The sequence below is a fragment of the Gilvimarinus gilvus genome, from assembly GCF_030518155.1.
In the GTDB taxonomy this organism is placed as follows: Bacteria; Pseudomonadota; Gammaproteobacteria; order Pseudomonadales; family Cellvibrionaceae; genus Gilvimarinus; species Gilvimarinus gilvus.
In genome coordinates, this window is record NZ_JAULRU010000570.1 from 42,403 (window position 1) to 66,953 (window position 24,551).

Below are 24,551 nucleotides of genomic sequence, written 5' to 3' on the forward strand. Positions count from 1 at the left end.
GGAGAGTTACATGTTATCGATGCAGTCTATAGGCAAGGCGTACCGTACCGATATGGTTGAAACCCATGCATTGCGCGATTTTAGCCTTGAGGTTGAACCCGGTGAATTTGTCGCGGTTACCGGTCCATCGGGCTCTGGGAAAACGACATTCCTGAGTATTGCGGGACTACTGGAAAGCTTTGATGGTGGTCGCTACGTGCTCGATGGTGACGATGTCAGTGCCCTAAATGACACGGAGCGCTCGCGTCTTAGAAACGAAAAAATTGGTTTTATCTTTCAGGGCTTCAATCTGATATCCGATCTGAATCTATTTGATAACGTCGATGTTCCCCTGCGGTACCGGGGGCTCGGTAAGCAAGATCGGCGTGCGCGCATTGAGTACGCTCTGGAGCGGGTGGGATTGGCTTCGCGACAAAAACATATGCCATCGCAGCTTTCTGGCGGCCAGCAGCAGCGCGTAGCCATTGCGCGAGCGTTGGCTGGCAAACCCGCATTCTTGTTGGCCGACGAACCTACCGGTAATCTGGATTCACTGATGGCCCGTCAAGTTATGGATATGCTCAGTGAAATCAATGAGCAAGGTATGACTATTGTTATGGTCACTCATGATCCGGATCTTGCGCGCCGCGCATCACGCAATATTCAAATAGTCGACGGTCAGGTGACAGACTTCAGGTTGTACGAGCCTGCGAATCGTCACGAGCATGAAACGGCGCTGGAGGTGTAATCATGTGGCGCTACTATATTCATTTAGCCTGGATCAGTGTCAAAAAAACTCCGGTGCTTTCCATGTTAATGGTGTTGGCTATCGGTATGGGTATCGCGGCCTGTCTAACAACGCTAACTCTGTTTAATGTGGTTTCCAGTAACCCACTGGCGCACAAAAATGAAACGACCTTTGCGGTTCAGTTAGACACTTGGGCGTCCGATGAAGACTACTGGGGCGCTAATGGTGTTCCGGTACAGACAACGTTTCAAGATGCGAAGGCTATTTACGAAGCGGGAGTCGCGGAACAAGTGGCTTTGTCGTCAAGAGTGGGCTTGACCGTTGAAGATTCGAGCTATGCTAAAACGCCAGAGGTGAGTGACAGTAGATTAGTAACTCGTGATTTCTTTCGCCTGTTTGATATTCCCTTTATTTACGGAAGCGCCTGGAGTACCGAGGCAGATACTAACGCCGAGCGTCAAACGGTGATATCGGAATCTTTGAATAACAGGTTTTTCGATGGTGTTAATTCCGTCGGCCAATCGTTGTTGCTTGAAGGCGAGAGCTTTACGGTTGCCGGTGTAGTTTCCGACAGCTGGCTTATGACGCCCTCGGTCTACGACTTGAACATGGGGGCATTTAAATGGCCTTCGCATGTGTATATACCGTTTTTTAGTGTAGAGCAGCGTGCTTATTCAAACTGGGGCAATATGGAAGGGTGGAAAAGTGAAAGCAATAGATCACACCAGGACTTTCTGGCTTCTGAGGTGGTGTGGGTGCAGGCTTGGGTTGAGCTGGCAACGCCGGAGCAAAAATCAGAGTTTGAGCAATACCTTGTCAATTATATTCAAGAGCAAAAACAACGTGGCCGCTTTCAGCGTCCGCTTAAATACCTTCTCAATACCCCAGAGCAGTGGCTAGCCATTAATGACGTGGTAACAAGGGACAATTACGTGCTGGTGTATTTGTCGGTGGGATTTATGCTCGTGTGCTTGGTCAACGCCATTGTTTTACTGCTGGCAAAATTTCTGCGCAAATCTCCAGAGGCAGGGCTGCGCCGGGCCTTGGGGGCGACCCGGATGTCATTGTTTGTGCAGCATTTAGTCGAGGCTTCGGTTATCGGTGTTCTGGGGAGCATGCTCGGTTTGGTGCTAGCCTGGCTCGGACTTATGGGTGTGCGCGTACTTTACTCAAACTATGAGAATGTGGCTGTTATGGGCATTTATACATTCGTGGGAGCTGTAGTCTTCGCGGTGATGGCAACGGTAATAAGTGGCGCCTTACCAGCCTGGCAGGTGGCGCGTACGCAACCGGCTCGATATCTAAAAGCACAATAAGCGGGAGTGAGTTATGTTGGATGTAATGCCTATTTTAAAAAGTCTTTGGCGCAGTAAGATCGGACCGTTTCTCATTATTTGCCAAATGGCTTTAACGGTGGCTATTGTCAGTAATTCGGTGTTCTTCTTAAGTGGCAAGCTTGAAACCATCGCACGCCCAACTGGGTTAGCGGACACCGAGGTCGCTATGGCCAAGGTAAAACAACGCCCGGGTGCCACATTCAGTGAAAGTGTCCTGGCAGAGGATATTGCATCGCTGCAAAGCGTTGCCGGCGTAGCGCAGGCTGCGGCAATCGGTCAAGGCATACCCTTTTCTCAAAGTGGCGGTACCTCGGGCTTTTCAATATTACCCGATAGTGATCCGGACCGGGTCAATCGGCCGGCAGCGTTCTTACAGGTGGATCACCGTGTCATCGACACGCTGGGCGTAAGCTTGCGGCAAGGTCGAAATTTTCGTGCCGAAGAGATTAAATATTATGCGCCGAATCAAGAGCCGCAATCGGCCAATGCCATTATTACCGCGTCATTGGCGAGCGACATTTACGGTCAGCAGGACCCTATTAATCAAACGCTGTATTTGGCGGGGGTTTGGCCGTTGACGGTAATCGGAGTGGTGGAAGATTTCATCGGCTATTTCCCACACTCAGATTATTCCTACAGTAATGTGCTGGTCGGCGCTTTGGAGTTGTCTGCGTCGATGAATTATATTCTGCGCTCCGATAACCTCACGCCCGCTTCGGTATTGCCCGAGGTTCGCCGGGCATTGCAGGGGGCTGATCCGCGTCGCATTGTTCGCGACGACAAAACCATGGCGAGCATGAAAAGTCACGTCTATCAGGATGACTATGCCATGGTCATACTCCTATTGGTGGTCAATGCCGGGCTTATATTTGTCAATGTTCTTGGGGTTGTGGGGATCACCACTTATTGGGTTAATCAACGTCGACGTCAAATTGGCGTACGTCGCGCTCTGGGGGCTACCCGGTTTGCTATACAGCGCTACTTCTTGCTGGAGAATGTCGTGTTGGTTGTGCTGGCCTCAGTGCTAGGAGCAGCTGCGGCGGCCGCTGCGAGCTACTATTTCGTTGTGCAATACGCAATGGAGCTGCTGCCGGGGTGGTACATGTTGGCGGCGGCAACTATGATGTTGCTGGTCACCATCGCAGCGGCTTGGGTGCCTGCTCATGGTGCGACCCGGGTGCAACCTAGAGAAGCTGTTTCAGCTTAAAGGAACTTAAGTGCAACACGTTTTAATCATTGATGATAACCCCGATGTGGGCAAAGCACTGGGCGTTTTACTTAAGCTGCACGGTGTGCCGAGTACCAGTGTGCTGACACCACAGGCGGGGTTAGATGCTCTGCGCGGCAACGGAGATGTTGCGTTGGTGATTCAGGATATGAATTTTTCGGTAGATACCACCTCTGGCGACGAAGGCGCGGCTTTATTTCGTTCGCTGCGGGCGGAGCGGCCCAATATACCGATTATTTTGCTGACGGCATGGACACAGTTAGAGTCGGCGGTGTCTTTAATAAAAGCCGGTGCGGCTGACTATATGGCCAAACCCTGGGACGACCATAAATTAATGGCGAGTGTCAGTAATTTGCTAGAGCTGCAAGGCTTGCGTCAGCGCGATGCACTGCGTGAACAAGATCGTCTGGCCCGGCGTACTGAGCTAGCCAGTGCTGCGGATCTGTGTGGTTTAGTTTACCAAAGTGACCGAATGCATGAGTTGGCCAGTCTGGCTGTCAAAATTGCACCCACCGAGGTGCCAGTGCTTATTACCGGGGCCAATGGTGCCGGTAAAGAGAAGGTGGCAAACATCATTCAGCGCAACTCGCAGCGTCGCCATGAGCCGTTTGTCTGTGTCAATGTCGGCGCATTGCCCGCTGATTTAATGGAGGCGGAATTATTTGGCGCAGAGCCCGGCGCTTACACGGGCAGTCAAAAACTTCGCAAGGGGCGGTTTGAGTCTGCCGATGGCGGAACTCTGTTTCTCGATGAGCTGGGTAATTTATCCATGGAAGGGCAGGCCAAGTTGTTGCGTGTTTTGCAAACCGGTGAATTTGAACGCTTGGGCTCCAGTCAAACGCAGAAGGTGAATGTGCGTATCATTAGCGCCACCAATGCGGATCTAAAGCAGGCGGTGCGAGAAGGTCGGTTTAGGGAAGACCTGTTGTATCGGCTTAACGTTATTGAACTGCAGGTGCCGGAGTTATCTATACGCCGGGACGATATTCCTTTGCTGGCTCAACACTTTTTGGGCGAAGATGTTGAGCTTTCACCTGAAATATTGGGTTCGCTACAGGCCTACCACTGGCCGGGCAATATTCGTGAACTCGAAAATGCCTGTAAGCGTGCGGCTATACTGTCAGAGCCGGGCAAGTTGCAGTGGCAAGATTTTGCTCTTGATGTGGCTGTCGCTGCGGAGGGTGAGAGCGTACCCAGTATTGAGCCCAGTAAGGCAATGATTGAACAAGCTTTGACAATTAATCAGGGCGTTATTGCCAGAGCCGCCAGGCAGTTGGGGCTCTCCCGGCAAGCGTTATATCGCCGAATGGAGCAGTATGGGATCGAAAATTAAGCCAGAACTCGGGTCAACTTTTTCGTCACTCTACGCGCGTTTGTTGTTAACGGTGTTGTTAACAAGCGCATCCGCTCTCGTTGTGGGTGGCCTCGTTTGGTACTGGCTTGGATTTACAGCAGCAGCACTTGGCGCTGGCATAATAGCGGGTGCTCTTACCGCTAGTGTGTTTGCCAAGATCCTGAACTCAACAGTGAGCCAGGGGCTAGATGCGGTCGATCAGGGCATTATGAATTTACTGGATAGCGACTATAGCGCAACCCTGAGTGCGTCCGGAATTCGGGAGCTGCAAGGTAGCCAAGCTAGAATCAATCAATTGCTATCGGTGCTGCGTGAAGAGCGGCAAAGCATATACCAGCGCGAGCTATTGCTGGACACCATCATCGAAAACTCCGAACTCTGCGTGGTACTTGTCGATCAGCGCAATCGCATCGTTTACTCCAATCGTATTGCCAGGCGTTGGTTGCGCGGCGCAGGCGCAATGAATGGCTTAACCGTGCAGACTGTGTTGGCGGATTCTCCGGAGTTGCTGACGGCGGTATTGGCAAAGCAGTCGGGTATATTTCCGCTGGCCTGTGATAGCGATGCAATATGCCTCTTATCCTGCGGTCAGTTTGTGCTTAATGCTCAGCAGCACACCTTAATTATGTTGCGCGATATGACCGAAACACTCAGTCGTCAGGAAGCGCAAGCCTGGAAAAAAGTGATTCGGGTTGTGAGTCATGAACTCAATAACTCGCTGGCCCCTATATCGTCACTGGCGCACTCCGGTAAGCTTATGCTGGAGCAGGGCATCTATGAAGATCTGGATGATGTTTTTACCACTTTGGTCGCGCGCTCGCGCTACCTGGCCGATTTTGTCGGAAGCTATGCGGCGATTGCTAAATTGCCCGCGCCGCATAAAACCGACGTTAACTGGAGAGAATTCGTAGGCTCGGTGCTTAAAGGTTCACCCTATCAATGTACTCAAGAGCTGCCGGTGACTGCCGGCTATTTTGATGAGTCACAGATGTTTCAGGTGGTGCAAAATCTCCTGAAAAATGCGGCCGAATCGGGTGCACCGGCAAGCGCGATTGAGCTCTGTGTGTCGCAAAAGGGTACCACCAGTACCATTCTAATCCTTGATCAAGGGCCGGGTATGAATGAGTCCAAGCTCAAAAAAGCGCTCTTGCCCTTTTACTCCACCAAGCCCGGTGGCAGTGGCACTGGGTTGCCCCTGTGTCGTGAGATTGTCGAGTCTCACGGCGGTTCTCTAACCCTGGCGAATCGCGCGCAGGGTGGCTTGCAGGTAAAAATCGAACTGCCGTTGCCCCGCTAATATCCCACCTCGTGTCGGCGAATAGGAATGTGCTGTTGCTTTGTTCGCATGCAGGTGTTAATGTACTAGTACATGAGTACAGAAGAGCAACACCTCCAAGAGCTGGTTCAGTATCTGCTGCAGTTCGACAGCCCCGAAAGTATGCGCCGCGTGCTTGAAGGGTTGCTGACGCCAGCGGAGCTGCACGCCATTTCTCAGCGTTTGCAGATTACTCGCATGCTCAAAGCGGGCGTATCGCAGCGTGAAGTGGCCAAGCAGCTGGGCGTAGGTATCGCAACGGTAACGCGCGGTTCACGTGCTCTTCAGGCCGGTAAGCTGGACGATATGTAGCCGCTACCTAAATACTGCTGTTATAGGCCAAAATATGACCAAGCCCGACCCTATAAAAATCCCTCGCAAACCGAGGTACGTCACACTGACCACAGACTGTGATTTTTTCGAAGTCTTTAAAAAGATCGAAAAGCGCTTCGATAATTGCTTTTTTCTTGAATCTTTAGGGGAAGAGAGCCATATATCGCGCTACTCGTTGATTGGCTTTGACCCCGAGAAAATCCTCTCGGCGCGCGATAAGGCTTTGACCATTACCGAGCGTGATGGCCGTGCCGAACGCTACCCCAGTGACAACCCTTATTACCTATTGCGCGAGATTGTGCCTCAGGACATTATTTCGCGTGGTTACGCAGGTGGTTTGACCGGCTATATTGGCTACGATTGCATGAATTATTTTGAGCCCACGATGAATATTCAGTCGAGTGAATATTTCGATGCCTTTAAGTTCGGGTTATACAAAGATGGCTTGATACTCGACAAAATGACCAACGAAGTTTTTTACTTTTATTACGATGAAAACCGTCAGCCTCTGGTTGAGTCTCTGCTGAGCGAAACCTATGCCGGGGATGGCGACTTGGTTATTACGCCTTTAGGCGACACCATGGACCGGGCAGGGCATGCCGCGGCGGTCGAAAAAGTTAAACAAGATATCGTTGAAGGAAAAATATTTCAGTGTGAGGTCGGCTTTAAAACTTTATTTAAAGTCGAGGGCGACACCATTCGCGCCTACGAATCCCTGCGTGAAATCAACCCGTCGCCGCAAATGTATTACATTAAATTTGGCGAAGAAAAGGTGATTGGCGCAAGCCCAGAGCTGCTGTTTCGTTTGCGTCAGGGGGAAATGGAAACATACCCGCTGGCAGGTACCACTAAACGTGGTGCGACCGAAAGTGAAGACAAAACCCTGGCACGCAATCTGTTGAATGACCCGAAAGAAATTGCCGAGCACAATATGATTGTGGATCTGCACCGCAATGATATTGGTAGGGTTGCTCAGTTTGGCACGGTTAAAGTTCGCAGCCTTATGGATATTAAGCGCTTTAGCCATGTGCAACATATATCCAGCGAAATCGTGGGTATTATGGCGGACTCGGAAGATATGTTTTCGTCGCTGGCCAGCAACTTCCCCGCCGGTACACTTACCGGCGCACCCAAAATCGAAGCCATGAAGATTATTGACGACCTCGAGCCCGATGGTCGCGGCCCATACGGTGGCGCAGTAGGGCACTTTTCGTTTAATGGCGATTGTACCTTCGCGATACCAATCCGCACGCTTTTTGTTAATGGCGAGAACGGCTATGTGCAAACATGCGGAGGTAATGTGTACGATTCCAATGCCGATGACGAGTATCAGGAAATTCAGCGCAAATTTGCCGGTACCAAAAAAGTGTTGGACAGTTTTAAGCCAGCGGCGCTCAACTCACAGGCAAAAGGAGCAGAGTCATGAAGGTTCTAATCATTGATAACTACGACTCCTTTACCTACAACCTGTATCAATATATAGGCGAAATACTTACTGCGGAAAAGGCTAAGGGCGCTGTAGGAGAGTTTACGATTGCGGTAAAACGCAATAACGAAATTACCCTGGAAGAGGCCAGAGCAATGGCGCCGGACCGGATTATTATTTCTCCGGGCCCAGGCTCACCGGATGACAAAGCCTATTTTGGTGTATGTGCCGAGGTTATTTTGGAGCTGGGGAAAACTATTCCACTATTAGGCGTGTGCCTTGGTATGCAGGGCATTACCCACGTATTTGGTGGTAAAGTGGTCAAAGCCGGTTTACCCGTTCACGGTAAAACCAGTCCTATTTATCACAATGGCGAAGGCGTGTTTCAGGATACCCCTCAGTCGCTTGAGATTATGCGCTATCATTCGCTGGTGGCCGACCCGCTCACACTGCCAGGTTGCCTGGAGTTAACAGCCGTGGTGGCCGAGATGGGCATCGAAAACTTTGCCGATGCGGCCGCCAGCGGCGCGCCCATGGAAATCATGGGTGTGCGTCACAAGGACTACCCTATTCAGGGCATTCAGTTTCACCCCGAATCCTTCGCCACTGAAGGTGGGAAAGACTTACTCAGGAATTTCCTGTTCGTTTAAATTGCTCTGATTGAAGTTATGCCAGATGGCAGCGTGCAGCGGATACCGGTACATTGATTGGCCGGGTTGCGAGTTGCGGGTTACGGTTATAATGATTCCGCAACCCGTCCCGATCGGGCTCAGTCGCCAAACAAAAAGTTGCTCTAAATAGTGTGCTCCTGGTGTTGAGCTAAGGGCACACTTAAGCTTCCCGTCACCCGTCACCCGTCACTCAAGCTCCTTATCTAAAAACTCAACAATGACGTCAGCTGCTGGTTTCATCCACGGGTCGAACAGCCAAAAACTGTGGGGTGTCTCAGCAAAGGTAACCACTTCGGTATGAATGTTGTACTGGTTAAGCCGCCTAATCATTTCCTCTCGTCCGACGTAAAATCGTGTGCGCCCACTGGCTATAAATAACATGGGTGGCGTATATTCGTTGGCGTAAAAAATTGGTGAAGCCTCGTGCCAGTTTTCGGTCTGTTCGGCGTAGTGCCCGCCGAGCCACAACACGGCAGACGTTGGCTTATCTCTAGGGGCGTCTTCGTACTTACGCGCTTTTGCTGAGGTGAAATCAGACAGGCCGTCAATATTTATAATGAGCTGCACGTCACTCGACACCGAGCTTTGCTGTGCTTGAGGGTCAAATTTGTCCAGTCCGTTGGTTGCGCCGGTAAGGCTGGCAATCTGTCCGCCGGCGGAGCTACCAGCAATCGCAAATTTTTGTTCATCCAAATGAAAGTCGACGGCGTGAGCACGCAGCCAACGAATCGCCGCCTTCGCATCGTGTATGGCGGCCGGGTAAAGCGCCTCTGTCGCCAGACGATAGCTGATCGTGGCCGCGTTATAGCCGGCCTTTGCCAGCTCAATGGCAATGGGGGTTAGGTGGGTGCGATAGCCCGCCTGCCAGCCGCCGCCGTGCACCAAGATGACCAAAGGCCTGGCTTCGTTTAGAGAGCTTGGCTGATATAAGTCCAGCTGTAACGAGCGATCACCGTAGGTCACATAAGTGAGATCTTTGTGTACAGCCACGCTGGTGGGCGGTTTGGCGCTCGCTATTGAGATAAAAGGGTAGTCGCTGATCAGTTTTTTGAGAGTGTTCTCGGCGGTGTAGCTATTGGCAATGGCCGTTGAATAGCAGCATAACAATAAGATTACTAAAACCAGTTTTGGCATGGGTTAACGAGCCCTTCGCAATTGGGTAGGTAATGCGAGCAAAGTATACCCGAGGAGTCTTGTGCGGAGCATCAGTTTGGTAATGCAGACCTTTGCCTTCGATATATTTTAACGCGGGCGAATAGGTATCAATGTAGAAAAGTACCATAAGTGTCTGATTATGCGCATATTTTTCTGCTGAAATACAAGATTAACAGGAATGCTATTGATAACCGTTCTTAGTTGCATTAGTATGCGCGCAACTTGTGTGATCAAGCAGTTGATCGAGTTCAAACCTTGGGGATTGGTTATGTTTAAAAAAGCGACATTGGTAGTGGCCCTGGCGGCCATTGGTGTTTCAGCCGAGGCGCAGGAAACGCCGACACTGGAACAAATGTGGGAAGTCATACAGCAGCAAAAAGCGGAGATCGAAGCGCTAAAAAGCGAGCTGGATGAGGCCGAGCACAAGATCGAAGAAACTGATGTTCGCGTAGAAACCACGGCCAGTGCACTGGATGTAATTAGCCAGAGCGGCGGTTCGCAAAGCTCTGCGGCCAACTGGACAGAGAACACTAGCCTTGGTGGTTACGGTGAGCTGCACTACAACAATTTAGAAGACAGCCATTCCGATGCCAATGAAAGCGAGATAGATTTTCACCGTTTTGTGTTGTTTTTGGGGCACGATTTTAACGAGAAAGTACGCTTTTTCTCAGAAGTCGAAATTGAGCACTCTCTCGCCGGTGACGGCAAGCCCGGCGAAGTGGAGCTAGAGCAGGCGTATATCGAATACGATTACGCGCAGAATCACACGATTAAGTCAGGTTTGTTCCTGACGCCCGTTGGTATTTTGAACGAAACCCACGAGCCCGATACCTTTTTTGGGGTTGAGCGCAACAACGTGGAAAAGAACATTATCCCCACTACATGGTGGGAAGCGGGTGTAAATCTGCAAGGTTATTTGGTGGACGGTTTACGCTATGATCTGGGCGTGACGTCAGGCCTAAATGTCGACGCCTTTGAGGGCAAGTATAAAGTGCGCGATGGTCGTCAAAAAGTAGCCGAAGCCAACGCCAACAATGCCGCATACACCGGCCGTATTAAATACACGGCGATTCCGGGGCTGGAATTGGCGACTACCTTGCAGTACCAAAGCGATTTGCTCCAAGGTGAGTTAGAGCAGGGCGCCGCGGCGACCTTATTTGAGGCGCACGCCATTTATGAAGCTGGTGGTTTCGGTATTCGCGCTTTATACGCGGCCTGGGATATTGATGGTTACTACGAAGAGGCCACCGGAAAGCTCGGTGCCGATAAGCAAGAAGGTTGGTATGTAGAGCCTAGTTATAAATTCTTTGATAACTTTGGTGTGTTTGCGCGATATAGTGAGTGGGACAATCAAGCCGGCACAGGTCTGGTTGACAGTGGTTACTCGCAAATTGATGTCGGTGTGAACTATTGGCTGACCCCACAAGTTGTGTTTAAAGCCGATTACCAGGATCAAACAGCACCAGATGCCAAAGCAGAAATGGATGGTTTGAATCTCGGCGTAGGTTACTCTTTCTAAGCCAAGCGCGGGAACGATACAGTAAATGCTTGAGCGTGCAGCAATAGGTAATGCCCTATTGCTGCTTTTGTGTTTAAGGCTTGCGGATGCGTAAAACAGTATTTATCGGTTTGTTGGTTTGTTTGGTAACACTCTCTGTGCCGTGCAGGGCTCAGCGCGGGGTATTTCTGACGCCTGAACAATTCCATCAGCAAGCCTTTGCCGGGCAGGGTGAAAACCAAATCTTGTGGTTAGATGGTGATCAGCTGCAGCAAGCTCAACGGATTTTAGGGCATAGATTTCCGGGTATTAGAACGCGATACGTGGCAGGCGGTACTCGCACCGCGTGGATTTTCGATGAAATTGGCAAAACCCATCCGATTACTATTGGAGTGGTGGTTGAAGCATCCGAAATTGTCCAGGTAAAAATTCTAGAGTATCGGGAATCTCGCGGTGGTGAAGTTCGCTACGATAGCTTTACCCGTCAGTTTATCGGTGGCAGTTTGATTGAAAAGCAGCCTGAACCTAAGTTGGATGCGACAATCGATGGCATTACCGGTGCTACCTTGTCCGTGCGCGCTGTGAAAAAAGTCGCTACACTGGCGCTCTATTTTCACAGCCTTACACCGGTGGCTTACTCTGATACGCTGGCTGAGGGCAGTCTTCCTTAGTTAGAGTGGCTATGACCGCACACAAACCCTTCAAATTACGTCTTTTTCTCTGGCGCTGGCATCGGCGGCTCGGCTTACTCGCGGCTATATTGTTGTTGCTTGTGGCCGTTACAGGCATTCAGCTCAATCACATTGAAACGCTTAACTGGGATAACAGGCCCGTGCAGAGCGAGTGGCTTTTACAGCTATACGGTGTGGTGCGTCCCCCGATTAAAAGTATTCAAAGTCAGGATGTCTGGTACAGCGATATCGATGATGGAGCGGTGTATCGCAATGGGGAGCGGTTGGCGAGCTGTGCAGGTGGCATGGTTGGCGTAGCACCTGCGCAAAGTTGGCAAGTCGTTGCCTGTACATCCGAGCTGCTGCTGGTGACGAACGAGGGGCAACTTATCGAGCGCATTGGCCATAGCGCAGGTGCACCTGATAAAATTCAGGCTATTGCCACGTGCGAGGGGCAATTTTGCCTAAAAAGTGACAATCGCTGGTATGGCTTTGATCTCAATACCCTAGCCCTCGAAGATGAATTCTCAGGCTTGGTTAGTGCATTGCCAGTAGCGGAGCCTCCCAAAGCATTGCAGGCCCACCTGCAAAGTTTACAGTCTGCTGTTGGCATTACCTGGGAGCGAGTGGTGTTGGATTTGCACAGCGGCCGTTTGCTTGGTGGCGTTTGGGTCATGGATTTCGCGGCGATTGGTCTTATTTTGTTGTCACTGTCTGGTATTTGGCTGTGGGCCAGCGGCGCGAGTAAACGTTGGAAGCGCCGGCACTGAATATGCAATTGTTCTATGTTTGGCTCGCATATTGAGTCAAAATTTGCCAAAATCGGTGTGTCGCTATATTCAAGGAAGATCAACTAACAGCAAGGAGCTGCTACTATGCGTTTAAAAGTCTACAAAGTCCCCCCTCTCAAGGCCGCCATAATCGGGGCCATTGTCACATTTATCTACGCTGTCATTCTATTGGCGCTGGCGGCGCTGGCATTTATGTTTGGCCTGTCGAGCCAATTTTCCGTTTCGTTTCCGTGGCTCGCTATAAGCGGGACAATGCTGGGTGTTTGGATCGTATTCATTCCTTTGGTCGAAGCCGTCATTTTTTTTCTAAAAGTGCTTCTGCTGTGTTGGCTCTTCAATATCGTGGTCAAATTTGTAGGCCCGCTTGTGTTCGAGTATAAAGCCGTTCGCGACAAAACTCACGCTGAGAAGCCGCAAGGGCACGATCAGCGGCCCGTTCGAGCAGCGGACCAAGCATCATTCAGGCAAAAAATATAATCGAATCAGCGGTTGCTAAGGCTTGTTTACGCGAGACAAAACGGCAAACTCATAGTTTGGATAGCGTACGCGCTCGCATATGTATTTACGTGAGCATTATGCCTGCATGTCGATGAAATTGGCGGTGTTTTCATCTGCATGCATTAATGTCTAACGTGGCAATCCAGTGGGGGAGCTAAGGAACCTGATTAAGTCTCCGGTCGTCTCTGCGCGGGTCCACAACGCTCGGTACGTAAGACGCTTTTCGCAGGTAATGGCCGTAGCGCGTGGAAAGAAAAACAACGCGACATAAGGAGTGTTTTGGCCGCGCCCATCGGGACTTGCATAGTTTTCCGATTTCTGTGTTGACTCACCTCACCATGCGGCCTGCACGCTTTCAGTTCACCGTCTTTGCTCGGATTTTGCTTTTATTGTCCAACACCTACCTGAGCAGTCGCGAGATCAAATACTACAGGGGCTGCCGCTCCTCTTAGGTACCTTATTATTGATTGCTTCTTGGGCGCTACCCTGCCTATTGGGTTTATTTGAATTATTATAAAAATAATTCAAATAAACCCAAACTTTTTGGTGGGTGTCTGCGACTATAGCAGTACTAATAATGAAAATGATGAGCACCCAGTGTTTCAAGCGACCGATCAAGTACTAATAGAAAGGGCTCGTAAAGGCAGCAAGAGGGCGTGGCTGGCGTTAATCAAGCGCTATGAAGCCGGCGTATTCAATCACGCCTTGCGGATGACCCGTAACCAGTCGGATGCTCTCGACGTTATGCAGGAGACCTTTCTCTCTGTGTTTCGGGGGCTCGACAGCTTTCGCGCAGATTCGAGTTTTAAGACGTGGCTGTACCGGATAGTACATCACCGCTGTATTGATCATCTGCGCAAGCAACCCTTGGTGAGCGAGTCAGTAGACACCGACGACCTGATCTGCAGCCTCGACGGCCCCGAGGGATTGTTGGCAAGCGTCAGGCAGGGAGGGCAGCTCACCCGGGCGCTAAATGAGCTGCCGCCTGCTCAGCGCGAGGTCGTAGAATTGAAGTTTTACCAACAGTTTACTTTTGATGAAATTGGCCTGCAGTGCGGGGTTTCAAGTAACACTGTTAAAACACGGTTTTACACTGCTCTGCAGAAACTAGGGCAACGCTTAGTAGGTGACGAGTATGAATAAGCAGCATCAGCAGCTGATCGAGGCGTGGCTTGATAACTCCTTGAGTGGCAGTGAGCGAAATAGGTTTGATGAACTTCTAGAATCAGACCCGGATTTTCAGTCTATGGTGACGGCGGCGAGTAAGTTGCTGGTTGATGCGCAGAGTTTCGAGACTGTGCCGGTGCCCGAGTGGGATCGCGCGGGTGCTTTTGCTCGCACACAACAGTCTTACGTGCAGCTGCCGCGCTGGCTAACCTATGGCGCGATTGCGGTGTCGTTAATTGCTGTATCTCTATCCGTTGTTAGCATTACCTATGTGAAGTCGCTAAACCTCAATACAGTCACGGCAGAAGTGGTTGAACAAGGCAGTATCCAGGCCGAGGATTTGGCGCACACGGATGCGTATATGACGCTATTGTCTCGCTTACAGCAGCAACAGCAGCAGGCAAATGCTCAGCTAGTGGACTATGTGTTAACCAGTTCGAGGCAGAGCCGAGAGCACGATATGAAGCTGTTACTAGAGCATCTACAAAAACAGCGCCAGGCCGATATTGAGTACCTCGACAGCAAAATTATAAGCGCACAGTATCGAAATTATTAGGGGTTAGTTGGCCGCGAGCCAAAGAGGTGAAAAATGATGTCACGAGTATCTTTAAAATTACTGGGGTTGTTGTTAATTAGCTCCGCCGCCAATGCTGATACGGGAATGAACAAAGACATAGATTTGCTGGAAGGTGCCTTACAGGCATCTATTGCCGGAATTGATAAAACAGTCCACATTGGCGCTCATAATCTGGACTCGTTGTATCTGCCCAAGCAGGGTGTGGTTTATACACTCAGCAATCCCTATGCACATCTAATCAACGGAGCCTTGCATTTCAATTTTGACTTTAATGTAGGATCCGATGCTCCTGTTATCAGCGCTGAGGACGTGGTCGGGCACATGGAGGAAGAGCAGCGACATTACTGGGAAATGCAATCGAGGATGCATCAGGAGCGTTTGGAGTTTCAGATGGAAATGAAAGAATATGAACGCGAACTAAAGGATATGACATTTGAGCTGGAGTCTGCAAAAGGAAAAAACCGCGACGAAATAGAAAAGCACCTGGAGGAGCTGCAAGCTGCTGTCGAAGAAGGTAAAAAAGCGATGGAGCAGGCGGAGCGAGAATTTCAGAAAGCACAGAAACAGCAAAACTCCCAGATGCAACAGCGCAATCAACAAGTACAGCTTCGAATGCAAAGCTTTGTCAAAGCCTTTGAAGGCGAAGTGGCCTATACCCTGTGCCGTTTCGGTGCGGCGCTAAAGTCTCTGCCGGATGATCAGTATATTTCCTTTGTACTAAAGGGCATGGGAGCGGAAGTAGCACATACTGAACCGCGGGATAACTTAGTTTATGTTTTTCGCAAGGAAGATGTTCTGAAGTGCGTGATAGGTCAACTGAACGAAGAATCCTTGCTCGAGGGCGCCGCAAAGGCGCGATAACGTAGACGAGTAGATTCGCAGACAAATTGGAAGCGAAAAAAGGTAGTAAGAATGACCGAAGACGCTGTTCAGTGGGCGTGCGAATCTGTTCGGTGGCTTGGCAAGCTAGTAAATCGACAGGAGCGTAACGTTGGCCCGCTCAGGGATGTACAAGCTGTGTTGCCACAGTCAGGTAGGTTGCTAAACTAGGTAAATACCCGCCGAGAGAAGCATGATTTACGGCATGTGAGCTTACACTTGCAGTGTCAAAAATTGAGTGAAAGATGTTTCAGTCCGATGATTTCGTTTTAACATAGAGAGCCTGGTTATGGGTATGCAGAGTAAAAAATTGAAATTGGCGCTTTTTTTGGTGTTCTATTTGTTTGCTGCAACGACAACATATGGGAAAGTCTTATTGGATACTGATGGCGCAGGCTTTAAGGCGACTTACTTCGCATCGGAAAATTCGAACAGGTATGGGGTCATAGTCTTAGGGGGATCGTCCGGAGGAAAGCCAAATAAGGAGGCGATCCAAATAAGGAAAATGGGATACAGCGTCTTATCATTGTCTTACTTTGATAGAAGTGGAGAGAACGAATTTCCGGAAACTTTAGAACTTATCCCCGTTGAGTATTTTGACAAGGCAAAAAACTGGCTGCTTTCGCGAGAGGAGACGAAAGATAGCGGTGTTATTCTGATTGGACTCTCTAAAGGTGCCGAGTTGTCGTTGCTTCTGGGGTCCCTTGATGACACCTATAAAGCAATCGTAGCCATTGCTCCAAGTCATGTAGTTTGGCAAGGTATTCCGAAGAATTTTTCTAATCTTACAAGTGCGCCATCTAGCTGGAGTCAAAGTGGAGAAGGCGTACCATTCTTGCCTTACGTTTCCAATGAAGAAAAGAAAAGACTTGGATTCGAAAATCGCCATAAGGCGTCTTTAACAAATGAAGCAGCTGTAACAAGAGCAAAAATTGACGTGCATGCCATTGAGGCGGATGTGCTATTAATATCTGGAGATAAGGATAAAGTTTGGCCTGCTTCCGAAATGGCGCAGAAAGTGTGCTCAGAGATTAATAGTTTCGAGAGTTCAGGTTGCGCTCACATTAGATACAAAGATGGCGATCACTTGCTAAGCGGTCATCAAAAAGAAGTGTTTTCAGAAATAAATCGCTTTCTCAAAAAGCAGGAAAATGGTAGTCATCCGTCCCCATAGCGATCGAGCTGTGAATGGCAATCGCTATGTTTCATTCTCCCACCTGAGCTGAAACATAAGTGCAATGTGTCTAGCGCTTTAATCAGTCGGCCTGGTTAACATCTACCAGGATAACCTGAATGTTTTCATTTTCGAAGTACTTCACCAATGCCGGATCTGCTTCGCTGTCGGTTATTAAAACATCGACTTCCGAGAGGGGGCAGAGGATAAAGTTACTGCGCTTGCCAAGCTTGGTACTGTCGGCCAGTACGATTAACTGATCAGCCTGTTTTTTTAGTTTTTGTTCAGTCTGAATGAGCAGTGGGTCGGATTCCATGACCCCGAACTTACCAATACCGGGGGTTCCCATAAACATCTTACTAGCTTGGTAATACTGAATGGTGTCATTTTCGAAAGCGCTCAAAATAATACCCTGCTTGCGGTAGAGTTCACCGCCGGGCAGTGTGATTTGGTTGTCGCTGGTCTCGACTAGCTCCTGCGCCAATACGAAAGAGTTGGTCAGTACATTCAGGTGCCGCTCGGCGAGAAATTCTCGCATCATATAGGTGGAGCTGCCGCCATTGATAATAATGAACTCTCCGTCTTCGCAAAATTTTACCGCTTCTTTAGCCAGAAGACGCTTAACATCGGCTCGCTGTTCTTTAGCGGCTAGAAACGCTGTGCCCGATAATTGCGGGCGACGCGAGCGCCTTTCCGAGCCGTGAAGGACTTCGGCTCCGCCGCGGATTTTTCGCAGCTGCTCGTGCTTAGCCAGTTTGGTTATGTCGCGGCGGATGGTCGCTTCTGAGGCATTGAGCTGAGTGGACAGGTCGTTCACGCTGGCGAACTGTTGTTCGTCGAGGATATCCAGAAGTAACTGGTGGCGTTGTTTTTCGAGCATAAGGAGTCGGTTCGCTGTAAGTGCAATCACTGAACGTAAGTTTGATCAAAATTTATCATGTAAGACGGTTGTTAACAAGCAAAATCAGTCGTTAATAATCATACAAGTGGTTGCATGATTACTCCACAGGAGAGTATGAGCTGTTTGCCCAGAGCTTCCCGGTACTGCAAATGGTTTTGCCTGATGTGGCTAAAGGGCCTTGTAATTAAGTCAGTATGCGCCGGGTCATGCGTCCCGCCTGTGTCCCCGGCGCAGTCCGGGTTGATGGTTATTGTCGTTAAGGGCTGTCAATAATTAGATAGTCCGCTTCCCGGGGGCCGTGTGCGCCTATCTGAATTTGCTGCTCAATATCCGCCGTGCGCGAGGGCCCGGTAATCCAGTTGACCGTGCGAGGGAGGGCGCTGCAGGCTCTGAGTCTTTGCCAGGCATCTTCCTGATAGCCGACGATATCTTTTCTGGCAATGACAATCACCAGTCGCTCTACCAAAAACAACAGCCCGCTGGGGCACTCATTGCTCAGAGACATCACGGTCCCGGTTTCGGCGATGCCGGTATGCGCCTGCACCACGCCCCAACTTCCGGCTGCGGCCGGTGTTTGCTCGGTGGTGTTCAAGCCACTCCAGTCCAGCGAGCGGTCGATAATATTCGGGGCTAGGTGAAAGCGGACCTCAGTGCTTGTGTGACGGGCATTGTCTCGCAGCCACTGGGTGACTTGATCCATGCTTTTAAGATTGGCGACCCGGGCACCGTTGCGGCGGGCCTCTTCGATGAAGGTGGCGATCGGGTCGGTCAGTCCCATTTCGGGCTGTACGGAATTCACGGTCTGACTTTGGGCGAGTGCTTGAAAGCTTGCCTCGATGCTGTCCGCGTCATACTCGCCACCGGTGTGGCGGGCGATGCGATCGAGAATTCGGCTGCGACTGTCCGTCATTATTTTTTCCCCTTTTGCCGTTGCTGCCACTGCGATTGAAAGCTGCCTTTGTCCGGTGCGGGAAAATCTCTGTGTTGAGTCCAGTCGGACATCAGCGGCAGTTTTTTAAAGCGGGGCTTTTGGCCGCGGACCATGGATACCAGCTTCAGACTGAACTGAGTGAGCTTTCGATACAGCGCTGGGTGCCGGCTTAGACGGCAGAATAACTTCACCGCCAGCGTAGAGGCGTTAGCATGTTTGGCTTCGCGCTGCTCTCGGTCACGCAGTTTACGCATCAGGCCGGGCAGGGGAATACGCACGGGACACACCGATTCGCAGCGACCGCAAAAGGTGCTGGCGTTGGGCAGTTGATTGTCTTGTTCTTCGTTGCGTAGAAGGGGTGTTAGCACTGCACCCATGGGACCGGGGTACACGCTGTTGTAACTGTGCCCGCCCACGGCTTGATACACCGGGCAGTGGTTCATGCAGGCACCGCAGCGGATGCAGTGCAGCATTTCCTCGTACTCGCTGCCCAGCAATTCGGAGCGGCGGTTGTCCAGCAATACAATATGAAACTGATCGGGTCCGTCTTTATCGCGCTGCGAGCGCGCGCCGGTAAAAAAGGAGGTGTAGGTGGTAATGTCCTGACCGGTGGCGCTTCGGCCCAGTACTCGCAAAATAGCACTGGCGTCTTCCCAGGTCGGGACGATTTTATCAATAGAGGTGGTAATAATGTGAGTGCGCGGGAGCGTTGCGGTCAAATCGCCGTTGCCCTCGTTAGTCACAATGGCAGCGGTGCCAGTTTCGGCAATCAGCATGTTGGCGCCGGTGATGCCTACGTCTGCCTGTAAAAAGCGATCGCGAATCACCGCGCGGGCTTCGTTGACGATATCGGCAACTTCATCCAGGGCGCGCTCACCGAGCGCATGATTATCGCGAAACAGTGACTGCACCTGGGCCTTGGTTTTGTGCAGCGCCGGTGCCACGATGTGGCTGGGCCGCTCATGGGCTAACTGCAACACATACTCGCCCAAGTCGGTTTCCTGGGGTTCCACGCCCGCCGCTTCCAGCGCCTCGTTAAGGTCCACTTCCTCGCCCACCATGGACTTGCCTTTGGTGGCGGTCTTGGCGTTCTGTTCTTGGCAAAGCCCGATCACAAGCTCGCGCATCTGTGCCGGGGTCTCGGCCCAATGCACTTGGCCGCCTGCCTGCTGAACTTTTTTCTCAAAGTGCAGCAGGTAAAGGTCTAGGTGTTGCAATGCGCGAGCACGCACACGCCGGGCCTGATCGCGCAACTGTTCAAAGTTACCGATTCTCTCGGTGGCGGCTTGTCGCTTGTACACAAAACCCGAACCGGCTTTTTCCAGCGCTTCTTGCAGATGATTGTCTTCCAGCGCTGCGCGGGAGCGAATAATAAAGTCGGGTTGTGTTTCCTGAATCTGGACCTGGCTCATGTCACTCTCCTTTCTCGACAGGGGAAGAGGATTCACCAATGGCGGGTGTATTGAGTTCGCCCGCCAGCACTTCTGCAATATGACGCACCTGAACCCGGTTCGGGTTGTCTGGCTCCAGGCGTTGTAGCTTGCCCGCGATATTGAGCAGGCAGGAGAGGTCGCCCCCCAATACCATGCTGGCGCCCGACTGGCGGATGTTGTTCACCTTATTGCCAACCATTCGGTTGGATACATCGGAGTACTTGACGCAAAAGGTGCCGCCAAAGCCGCAGCAAACGTCGGTTTCCTGCATTTCGGTCACATCTAAATTGGCGCAACGCTTTAGCAAAGTGCGTGGCTGTTGCTTAATGCCTAGCTCCCGTAAGCCGGCGCAGCTGTCATGATAAGTCACGGTTTGCGAACTGAGATCAACTCCGGCCTGAGCGGGGGAGTAGTCCAGTACCTGGGTTAAAAATGTGGTTAGTTCATAGACCTTTTCGCAAAACTCTACTACCGCCCGGTGTCGTTCATCCTGTTTATTAAATAACTCCGGGTAGTGGGTTTTGATTGTGCCGCCGCAGGAGCCGGACGGGATCACAACGTAATCGTACTCTCCGAACTGCTCGACAATATTCCAAGCCAGCGCGCGGGTTTCTTCCGGCTGGCCGTTGTTAAAGGCCACCTGGCCACAGCAGCTTTGTGGCGGTGCGTGGACATCACACCCGGCCTGTTCAAGCAGGCTGGCGGTGGCGAAGCCAATACTGGGGCGAATAAGATCAACCGGGCAGGTGACAAATAGCCCGACCTGAAGTGTGCGTTCTGATTGTTTTGGGGGCGTCTCGGTCATAGGGCTCGATCGCGTTGTGCAGAAACAGAGGTAAGAAAAAAGTGCCGACCGAAGAGAGAGTCGACACCAAAGCGAGAGTTACACAATGCCAGACCGGTTGCCGCCAGTATCCGGGCGTGCTTTGGCGGCCTGCTGGCGGTAGCCAGAGGCGCGGTATGTCGCCAGAGAATCAATGGCGGCGCCCTTGTTTTTACGGGCCATGGCCAGGATGGGAGAGACATCGGTGTTGAAGGCCGCCTTCAGGGTGTTGCTCGCCATGATGGCGTCGTTATCGCTCTGATAGCGCTCAAGCGCCTTGCGATCCACTAACAGCGCCTTGATAAAGGAACGCTGAACTTCCGTGGCAGAGTTGATCAGACTTTCGATCGGGTCGGTGACGTTGTGAGATTGATCCAGCATATAAGCGGGGGCGAAACCCGGTTGCTTGCGATACTCCGCATCCACCAGCTCGTTGAAGATCAGAAACTGCTGGTAGGGGTGCAGTGAGCCGCTGTCCAGATCGTCATCGCCGTATTTGCTGTCATTGAAGTGGAAGCCGCCCAGCTTTTTAAACTGAATTAAGCGCGAGACGATCATCTCAATATTGACGTTGGGCGCGTGGTGTCCCAAGTCCACCAGAGATTTACAGCGCTCGCCGGTTTCCATAGCGGCGAGAATGTTTGAGCCCCAATCTTGTATGACGGTGGAATAGAAAGCGGGCTCAAACATCTTGTGTTCGATGTGCATTTCCCAGTCCTCTGGCAGGCCTTGATAGATGGCTTTGGCGCTGGCGAGGTAGCGCTCGAAAGCGCGCTGGAAATGCTGCTGACCCGGGTGGTTGGAACCGTCACCCACCCAAACGGTGATGACCTTGGAGCCCAGTTGCTTGCCCCATTCAATCACCTGAAGGTTATGGGCGATTGCCTGCTCGCGCACGGCGGCGTCCGCGTGACTCAGGCTGCCGTATTTGTATGAGCATTCCTGATCGGGTTGGTCCTGAAACGTGTTGGAATTAACCGAACTCCAGCCCAGCCCGTATTGCGAAGAGTGCGCTTTCAGTTCGCTGAAGTCGTCTACTTTGTCCCAGGGAAAATGAGGGGAAATCTCGCTGGCGCAGCCGGACATTTGATTAATGACCGCGCAATCTTCTACTTTTTCAAAAATGTTGCGCGGCTCGCCCTCGCCGGGAAAACGCGCGAAACGTGTACCACCGGTGCCTGTGCCCCATGAGGGAACGGCGATGTCAAAGTCTTCGGCCTGGCGGATCAGCGCCTTGATGTCCAGGCCGCGGCGCTCAAGTTGCTCGCCCAAGGCGTCGTAATCTTTTTGCAGGTCGGGGGTCAGCTGATCGTTCTTCTCGGCGACCAAGTCGGGGGAAATTGGGTATTTCATATTATAGTCCCGTTGTTTCCGGTGGTTATTCTGTGAGCGCCCCCGCAGTGATGCGGGGCACTGTTCAATAGTTGTGCTTACACTCGCTTAGTTAGCGGGTAAACGATGGGGCATGGCCCGCGTCAACGTTGATAATATTGCCGGTAGACTTGGCTGACAAATCCGCGGCAAAAAAGTAGGTGGCCTCGGCGATGTCTTCGGGCAGAACGGAGCGCTTGAGCATGCTGCGCTGACGGTAGTGTTCTTCCAGCTCGTCATTGCTGATGGCGTACGCTGCTGCACGTTCTTTGCGCCAGTCGCCGTCCCAGATTTTGGAGCCGCGCAGCACGGCGTCGGGGTTGACCACATTGCAGCGAATACCTACGGGGGCGCCTTCTAGTGCAATACAGCGGGCCAGTTGGATCTCCGCTGCCTTGGCTGTGCAGTAGGCCGACGCGCCAGGTGAGGCGACCAAGCCGTTCTTGCTCACCACGAAGACCACCGAACCGCCGGTGTCTTGGCGCTTGAGCAATTTAAAGCCTTCGCGTCCCACCAGAAAATAGCCGGTGGCCAGAATATCGATGTTTTTGTTCCAAAGATCCAGCCCGGTTTCGTCCAATGGCGCCGAACTGGCTATGCCGGCGTTGGAGACCAGAATATCGATACCGCCGTATTCGCGCGCAACGCTCGCCATGGCGTCAATGACGGTTTCTTCTTTGGTGACGTCACACTGAACCTGCCGCACGGCATCTTTGCCAAAGACACTGATCAGCTCACCGCTGGCGTTTTCCAGCGCTTTGGTGTCGATGTCTGCCAGCATAACGCAGGCGCCTTCGCTCAGCATGCGAGCGGCGGTGGCCTTGCCAATGCCGCCCGCGCCGCCGGTAATAAACGCCACCCGGCCGGCCAGAGATTTGGGTTTGGGCATGCGCTGCAGTTTGGCCTCTTCAAGCAGCCAGTACTCGATATCGAACGCCTCTTGCTCCGGCAAGCCAACGTATTCGCTGACAGCGCTGGCCTCGCGCATCACATTAATGGCGTTGACGTAGAATTCTCCTGCGATGCGCGCGGTGGCCTTGTCTTTGGCAAAAGTGACCATGCCCACACCGGGTACCAGGTAAACCACGGCATTGGGGTCGCGCATGGCCGGGCTGTTATCGCGTTTGCAGCGGTCGTAGTATTCGGCATAGCTCTGGCGATAGGCCTCCAGCTGTTGATCGAGACCTTCGGTGCAGCGCGCCAGCTCGTCGTCTAAGTTGCTGGCTGTGGGGTCAAAATCCACCACCAGTGGACGGATCTTGGTCCGCAGAAAGTGGTCCGGGCAAGACGTGCCGAGCGCGGCCAAAGGTTCCAACTCTGCCGAGTTAACGAACTCGATCACGGTGTCCGAATCGTTAAAGTGACCTACTTTATATTGTTCGTTGGTAATCTTGCCGCGAATCAACGGCATTAGCTGACTGGCCACGGTTTTGCGTTGATCTGTTTTCAGCGGCTCCTGGTATTTGGGCCCGCCAAAAGCGTCGCTCGTGTTGTTGGTTTCCAGCCAGTCCTGTGCTTTTTGAATAATATCCAGCGTGGTCAAGTAGCACTCTTTGGCGTTCTCACTCCAGGTGAAAATACCGTGGCCTTCCAGCATGATGCCTTTGAGGTTCGGGTTGCTACGGGCTACTTCCTCTAATTTCAGGCCCAGGTCATAGCCCGGGCGCTGCCAGGGCAGCCAGCCCATCTGGCCTTCGAAAATGGTTTCGGTCAGCTCTTTGCTGTTTTTAGTGCAGGCGATAGCAATGGCCGCATCGGGGTGCATGTGATCCACATGCTTGTGCGGAATATAGGCGTGCAAAGGCGTGTCGATGCTCGCAGCCCGGGGGTTTAGGTTGAAGGTGCAGTGGGGCAGATAGCCCACCATTTCGTCTTCATGCTCAAGGCCCCGGTACAGAGACTTCAGCTGCTGCAGTTTTTCCATATAGAGCGTGGAGAAGCCGTTCAGCGCAATGGAGCCCAAATCGCCGCCGGAGCCCTTGACCCACAAGACCTCAGTGTCACCGCCGGTGAGGGGGTCGATCATACTGATCTTGGCAGAGGTGTTGCCACCGCCGAAATTAGTGATGCGTAAGTCGGAACCAAGCAGATTTGATCGGTACTGCAGCAGTTCCGGCTCGCTCATGTTGGCGGCTTTCTGATCATCCCATAGGTTCTGGAGTTTAGAGGACATAATCATTGGCTCTCGTTATAGGTGAACGGTGGGCGGCGTCACGGGGCCGCCTTTCTGATTGGCAATGATTGTATGTGATTGAAAGTGGGCGGTCAAGGAAGATATTTGTGTCTAATGT

Annotated in this window: 23 protein-coding genes; 16 read left to right on the plus strand and 7 right to left on the minus strand. The window is 51.7% G+C overall.

Going from position 1 to position 24,551, the window contains the following annotated elements; all coding sequences use genetic code 11:
* Nucleotides 1-10: 10 nt before the first annotated feature.
* From QWI17_RS12415 to QWI17_RS12450, 8 genes are all read left to right on the plus strand, one after another.
* Entirely contained in the window at nucleotides 11-727 is a 717-nt protein-coding gene (locus QWI17_RS12415; RefSeq protein ID WP_302722829.1) for an ABC transporter ATP-binding protein, read from the plus strand.
* A 2-nt stretch (nucleotides 728-729) separates the two neighbouring features.
* Complete coding sequence (locus QWI17_RS12420) at nucleotides 730-2,043, plus strand: ABC transporter permease (protein WP_302722830.1); 1,314 nt, start codon at nucleotides 730-732, stop codon at nucleotides 2,041-2,043.
* Between the two features lie 13 nt (nucleotides 2,044-2,056).
* A complete protein-coding gene (locus QWI17_RS12425; protein WP_302722831.1) occupies nucleotides 2,057-3,271 on the plus strand; it encodes an ABC transporter permease in 1,215 nt (404 codons plus the stop codon).
* A gap of 10 nt (nucleotides 3,272-3,281) precedes the next feature.
* Nucleotides 3,282-4,625, plus strand: a complete 1,344-nt coding sequence (locus QWI17_RS12430) for a sigma-54-dependent transcriptional regulator (RefSeq protein WP_302722832.1) — start codon at nucleotides 3,282-3,284, stop codon at nucleotides 4,623-4,625.
* Nucleotides 4,609-5,943 carry a sensor histidine kinase gene (locus QWI17_RS12435; RefSeq protein ID WP_302722833.1) on the plus strand — a complete coding sequence of 445 codons (1,335 nt, stop codon included), beginning with the start codon at nucleotides 4,609-4,611 and terminating at the stop codon, nucleotides 5,941-5,943. Before QWI17_RS12430 ends, QWI17_RS12435 begins: the two co-directional genes overlap by 17 nt.
* 72 nt (nucleotides 5,944-6,015) lie before the next feature.
* On the plus strand, nucleotides 6,016-6,273 hold the full coding sequence (locus tag QWI17_RS12440; protein ID WP_302722834.1) for a YerC/YecD family TrpR-related protein: 258 nt from the start codon (nucleotides 6,016-6,018) through the stop codon (nucleotides 6,271-6,273).
* A 34-nt stretch (nucleotides 6,274-6,307) separates the two neighbouring features.
* Nucleotides 6,308-7,720, plus strand: coding sequence for an anthranilate synthase component I family protein (locus QWI17_RS12445; protein ID WP_302722835.1), 1,413 nt, complete (start codon nucleotides 6,308-6,310; stop codon nucleotides 7,718-7,720).
* A complete protein-coding gene (locus QWI17_RS12450) occupies nucleotides 7,717-8,370 on the plus strand; it encodes an anthranilate synthase component II (protein ID WP_302722836.1) in 654 nt (217 codons plus the stop codon). The genes QWI17_RS12445 and QWI17_RS12450 overlap by 4 nt, the downstream gene beginning before the upstream one ends.
* Before the next feature lie 207 nt (nucleotides 8,371-8,577).
* On the opposite strand, the gene QWI17_RS12455 is transcribed toward QWI17_RS12450, so the two are convergent.
* Complete coding sequence (locus QWI17_RS12455) at nucleotides 8,578-9,525, minus strand: alpha/beta hydrolase (RefSeq protein WP_302722837.1); 948 nt, start codon at nucleotides 9,523-9,525, stop codon at nucleotides 8,578-8,580.
* A 289-nt stretch (nucleotides 9,526-9,814) separates the two neighbouring features.
* Here QWI17_RS12455 and QWI17_RS12460 point away from each other — a divergent pair, with 289 nt between their 5' ends.
* The 8 genes from QWI17_RS12460 (at nucleotide 9,815) to QWI17_RS12495 (ending at nucleotide 16,801) form a co-directional block, all read left to right on the plus strand.
* Nucleotides 9,815-11,065, plus strand: a complete 1,251-nt coding sequence (locus tag QWI17_RS12460) for a putative porin (protein ID WP_302722838.1) — start codon at nucleotides 9,815-9,817, stop codon at nucleotides 11,063-11,065.
* 86 nt (nucleotides 11,066-11,151) lie between these two features.
* Nucleotides 11,152-11,715: an FMN-binding protein gene (locus tag QWI17_RS12465; RefSeq protein ID WP_302722839.1), complete on the plus strand. Its 564-nt coding sequence runs from the start codon at nucleotides 11,152-11,154 to the stop codon at nucleotides 11,713-11,715.
* Nucleotides 11,716-11,726: 11 nt separating this feature from the next.
* Complete coding sequence (locus QWI17_RS12470) at nucleotides 11,727-12,485, plus strand: PepSY domain-containing protein (RefSeq protein ID WP_302722840.1); 759 nt, start codon at nucleotides 11,727-11,729, stop codon at nucleotides 12,483-12,485.
* A 105-nt stretch (nucleotides 12,486-12,590) separates the two neighbouring features.
* Nucleotides 12,591-12,983 carry a hypothetical protein gene (locus QWI17_RS12475; RefSeq protein ID WP_302722841.1) on the plus strand — a complete coding sequence of 131 codons (393 nt, stop codon included), beginning with the start codon at nucleotides 12,591-12,593 and terminating at the stop codon, nucleotides 12,981-12,983.
* Nucleotides 12,984-13,601: 618 nt separating this feature from the next.
* Complete coding sequence (locus QWI17_RS12480; RefSeq protein ID WP_302722842.1) at nucleotides 13,602-14,147, plus strand: RNA polymerase sigma factor; 546 nt, start codon at nucleotides 13,602-13,604, stop codon at nucleotides 14,145-14,147.
* The gene (locus tag QWI17_RS12485; protein WP_302722843.1) at nucleotides 14,140-14,727 is read left to right on the plus strand and encodes a hypothetical protein; all 588 of its coding nucleotides are present in this window, start codon (nucleotides 14,140-14,142) and stop codon (nucleotides 14,725-14,727) included. The genes QWI17_RS12480 and QWI17_RS12485 overlap by 8 nt, the downstream gene beginning before the upstream one ends.
* A 36-nt stretch (nucleotides 14,728-14,763) precedes the next feature.
* On the plus strand, nucleotides 14,764-15,609 hold the full coding sequence (locus QWI17_RS12490; protein ID WP_302722844.1) for a hypothetical protein: 846 nt from the start codon (nucleotides 14,764-14,766) through the stop codon (nucleotides 15,607-15,609).
* A gap of 313 nt (nucleotides 15,610-15,922) precedes the next feature.
* Nucleotides 15,923-16,801: an acyl-CoA thioester hydrolase/BAAT C-terminal domain-containing protein gene (locus QWI17_RS12495; protein WP_302722845.1), complete on the plus strand. Its 879-nt coding sequence runs from the start codon at nucleotides 15,923-15,925 to the stop codon at nucleotides 16,799-16,801.
* Nucleotides 16,802-16,883: 82 nt separating this feature from the next.
* On the opposite strand, the gene QWI17_RS12500 is transcribed toward QWI17_RS12495, so the two are convergent.
* The 6 genes from QWI17_RS12500 to QWI17_RS12525 all read right to left on the minus strand — a co-directional run bounded on the left by QWI17_RS12500 (nucleotide 16,884) and on the right by QWI17_RS12525 (nucleotide 24,433).
* The gene (locus QWI17_RS12500; RefSeq protein WP_302722846.1) at nucleotides 16,884-17,681 is read right to left on the minus strand and encodes a DeoR/GlpR family DNA-binding transcription regulator; all 798 of its coding nucleotides are present in this window, start codon (nucleotides 17,679-17,681) and stop codon (nucleotides 16,884-16,886) included.
* Between the two features lie 277 nt (nucleotides 17,682-17,958).
* Nucleotides 17,959-18,612, minus strand: coding sequence for a LutC/YkgG family protein (locus tag QWI17_RS12505; RefSeq protein WP_302722847.1), 654 nt, complete (start codon nucleotides 18,610-18,612; stop codon nucleotides 17,959-17,961).
* Nucleotides 18,612-20,045 (minus strand): LutB/LldF family L-lactate oxidation iron-sulfur protein, encoded by a 1,434-nt coding sequence (locus tag QWI17_RS12510; RefSeq protein ID WP_302722848.1) that lies wholly within the window; start codon nucleotides 20,043-20,045, stop codon nucleotides 18,612-18,614. The genes QWI17_RS12505 and QWI17_RS12510 overlap by 1 nt, the downstream gene beginning before the upstream one ends.
* Nucleotide 20,046: 1 nt before the next feature.
* On the minus strand, nucleotides 20,047-20,871 hold the full coding sequence (locus QWI17_RS12515) for a (Fe-S)-binding protein (protein ID WP_302722849.1): 825 nt from the start codon (nucleotides 20,869-20,871) through the stop codon (nucleotides 20,047-20,049).
* Nucleotides 20,872-20,949: 78 nt separating this feature from the next.
* A complete protein-coding gene (gene rhaI / locus QWI17_RS12520) occupies nucleotides 20,950-22,242 on the minus strand; it encodes an L-rhamnose catabolism isomerase (protein ID WP_302722850.1) in 1,293 nt (430 codons plus the stop codon).
* Nucleotides 22,243-22,333: 91 nt separating this feature from the next.
* Complete coding sequence (locus QWI17_RS12525; RefSeq protein ID WP_302722851.1) at nucleotides 22,334-24,433, minus strand: bifunctional rhamnulose-1-phosphate aldolase/short-chain dehydrogenase; 2,100 nt, start codon at nucleotides 24,431-24,433, stop codon at nucleotides 22,334-22,336.
* Between the last annotated feature and the right edge of the window lie 118 nt (nucleotides 24,434-24,551).

Bases quoted from the DNA above. Each gene is read 5' to 3' on its own strand.
- QWI17_RS12415 (WP_302722829.1), top strand. From the start codon at position 11: ATGTTATCGATGCAGTCTATAGGCAAGGCGTACCGTACCGATATGGTT.
- QWI17_RS12420 (WP_302722830.1), top strand. From the start codon at position 730: ATGTGGCGCTACTATATTCATTTAGCCTGGATCAGTGTCAAAAAAACT.
- QWI17_RS12425 (WP_302722831.1), top strand. From the start codon at position 2,057: ATGTTGGATGTAATGCCTATTTTAAAAAGTCTTTGGCGCAGTAAGATC.
- QWI17_RS12435 (WP_302722833.1), top strand. From the start codon at position 4,609: ATGGGATCGAAAATTAAGCCAGAACTCGGGTCAACTTTTTCGTCACTC.
- QWI17_RS12440 (WP_302722834.1), top strand. From the start codon at position 6,016: ATGAGTACAGAAGAGCAACACCTCCAAGAGCTGGTTCAGTATCTGCTG.
- QWI17_RS12445 (WP_302722835.1), top strand. From the start codon at position 6,308: ATGACCAAGCCCGACCCTATAAAAATCCCTCGCAAACCGAGGTACGTC.
- QWI17_RS12450 (WP_302722836.1), top strand. From the start codon at position 7,717: ATGAAGGTTCTAATCATTGATAACTACGACTCCTTTACCTACAACCTG.
- QWI17_RS12455 (WP_302722837.1), bottom strand. From the start codon at position 9,525: ATGCCAAAACTGGTTTTAGTAATCTTATTGTTATGCTGCTATTCAACG.
- QWI17_RS12460 (WP_302722838.1), top strand. From the start codon at position 9,815: ATGTTTAAAAAAGCGACATTGGTAGTGGCCCTGGCGGCCATTGGTGTT.
- QWI17_RS12465 (WP_302722839.1), top strand. From the start codon at position 11,152: ATGCGTAAAACAGTATTTATCGGTTTGTTGGTTTGTTTGGTAACACTC.
- QWI17_RS12470 (WP_302722840.1), top strand. From the start codon at position 11,727: ATGACCGCACACAAACCCTTCAAATTACGTCTTTTTCTCTGGCGCTGG.
- QWI17_RS12475 (WP_302722841.1), top strand. From the start codon at position 12,591: ATGCGTTTAAAAGTCTACAAAGTCCCCCCTCTCAAGGCCGCCATAATC.
- QWI17_RS12485 (WP_302722843.1), top strand. From the start codon at position 14,140: ATGAATAAGCAGCATCAGCAGCTGATCGAGGCGTGGCTTGATAACTCC.
- QWI17_RS12490 (WP_302722844.1), top strand. From the start codon at position 14,764: ATGTCACGAGTATCTTTAAAATTACTGGGGTTGTTGTTAATTAGCTCC.
- QWI17_RS12495 (WP_302722845.1), top strand. From the start codon at position 15,923: ATGCAGAGTAAAAAATTGAAATTGGCGCTTTTTTTGGTGTTCTATTTG.
- QWI17_RS12500 (WP_302722846.1), bottom strand. From the start codon at position 17,681: ATGCTCGAAAAACAACGCCACCAGTTACTTCTGGATATCCTCGACGAA.
- QWI17_RS12505 (WP_302722847.1), bottom strand. From the start codon at position 18,612: ATGACGGACAGTCGCAGCCGAATTCTCGATCGCATCGCCCGCCACACC.
- QWI17_RS12510 (WP_302722848.1), bottom strand. From the start codon at position 20,045: ATGAGCCAGGTCCAGATTCAGGAAACACAACCCGACTTTATTATTCGC.
- QWI17_RS12515 (WP_302722849.1), bottom strand. From the start codon at position 20,871: ATGACCGAGACGCCCCCAAAACAATCAGAACGCACACTTCAGGTCGGG.
- rhaI (WP_302722850.1), bottom strand. From the start codon at position 22,242: ATGAAATACCCAATTTCCCCCGACTTGGTCGCCGAGAAGAACGATCAG.
- QWI17_RS12525 (WP_302722851.1), bottom strand. From the start codon at position 24,433: ATGTCCTCTAAACTCCAGAACCTATGGGATGATCAGAAAGCCGCCAAC.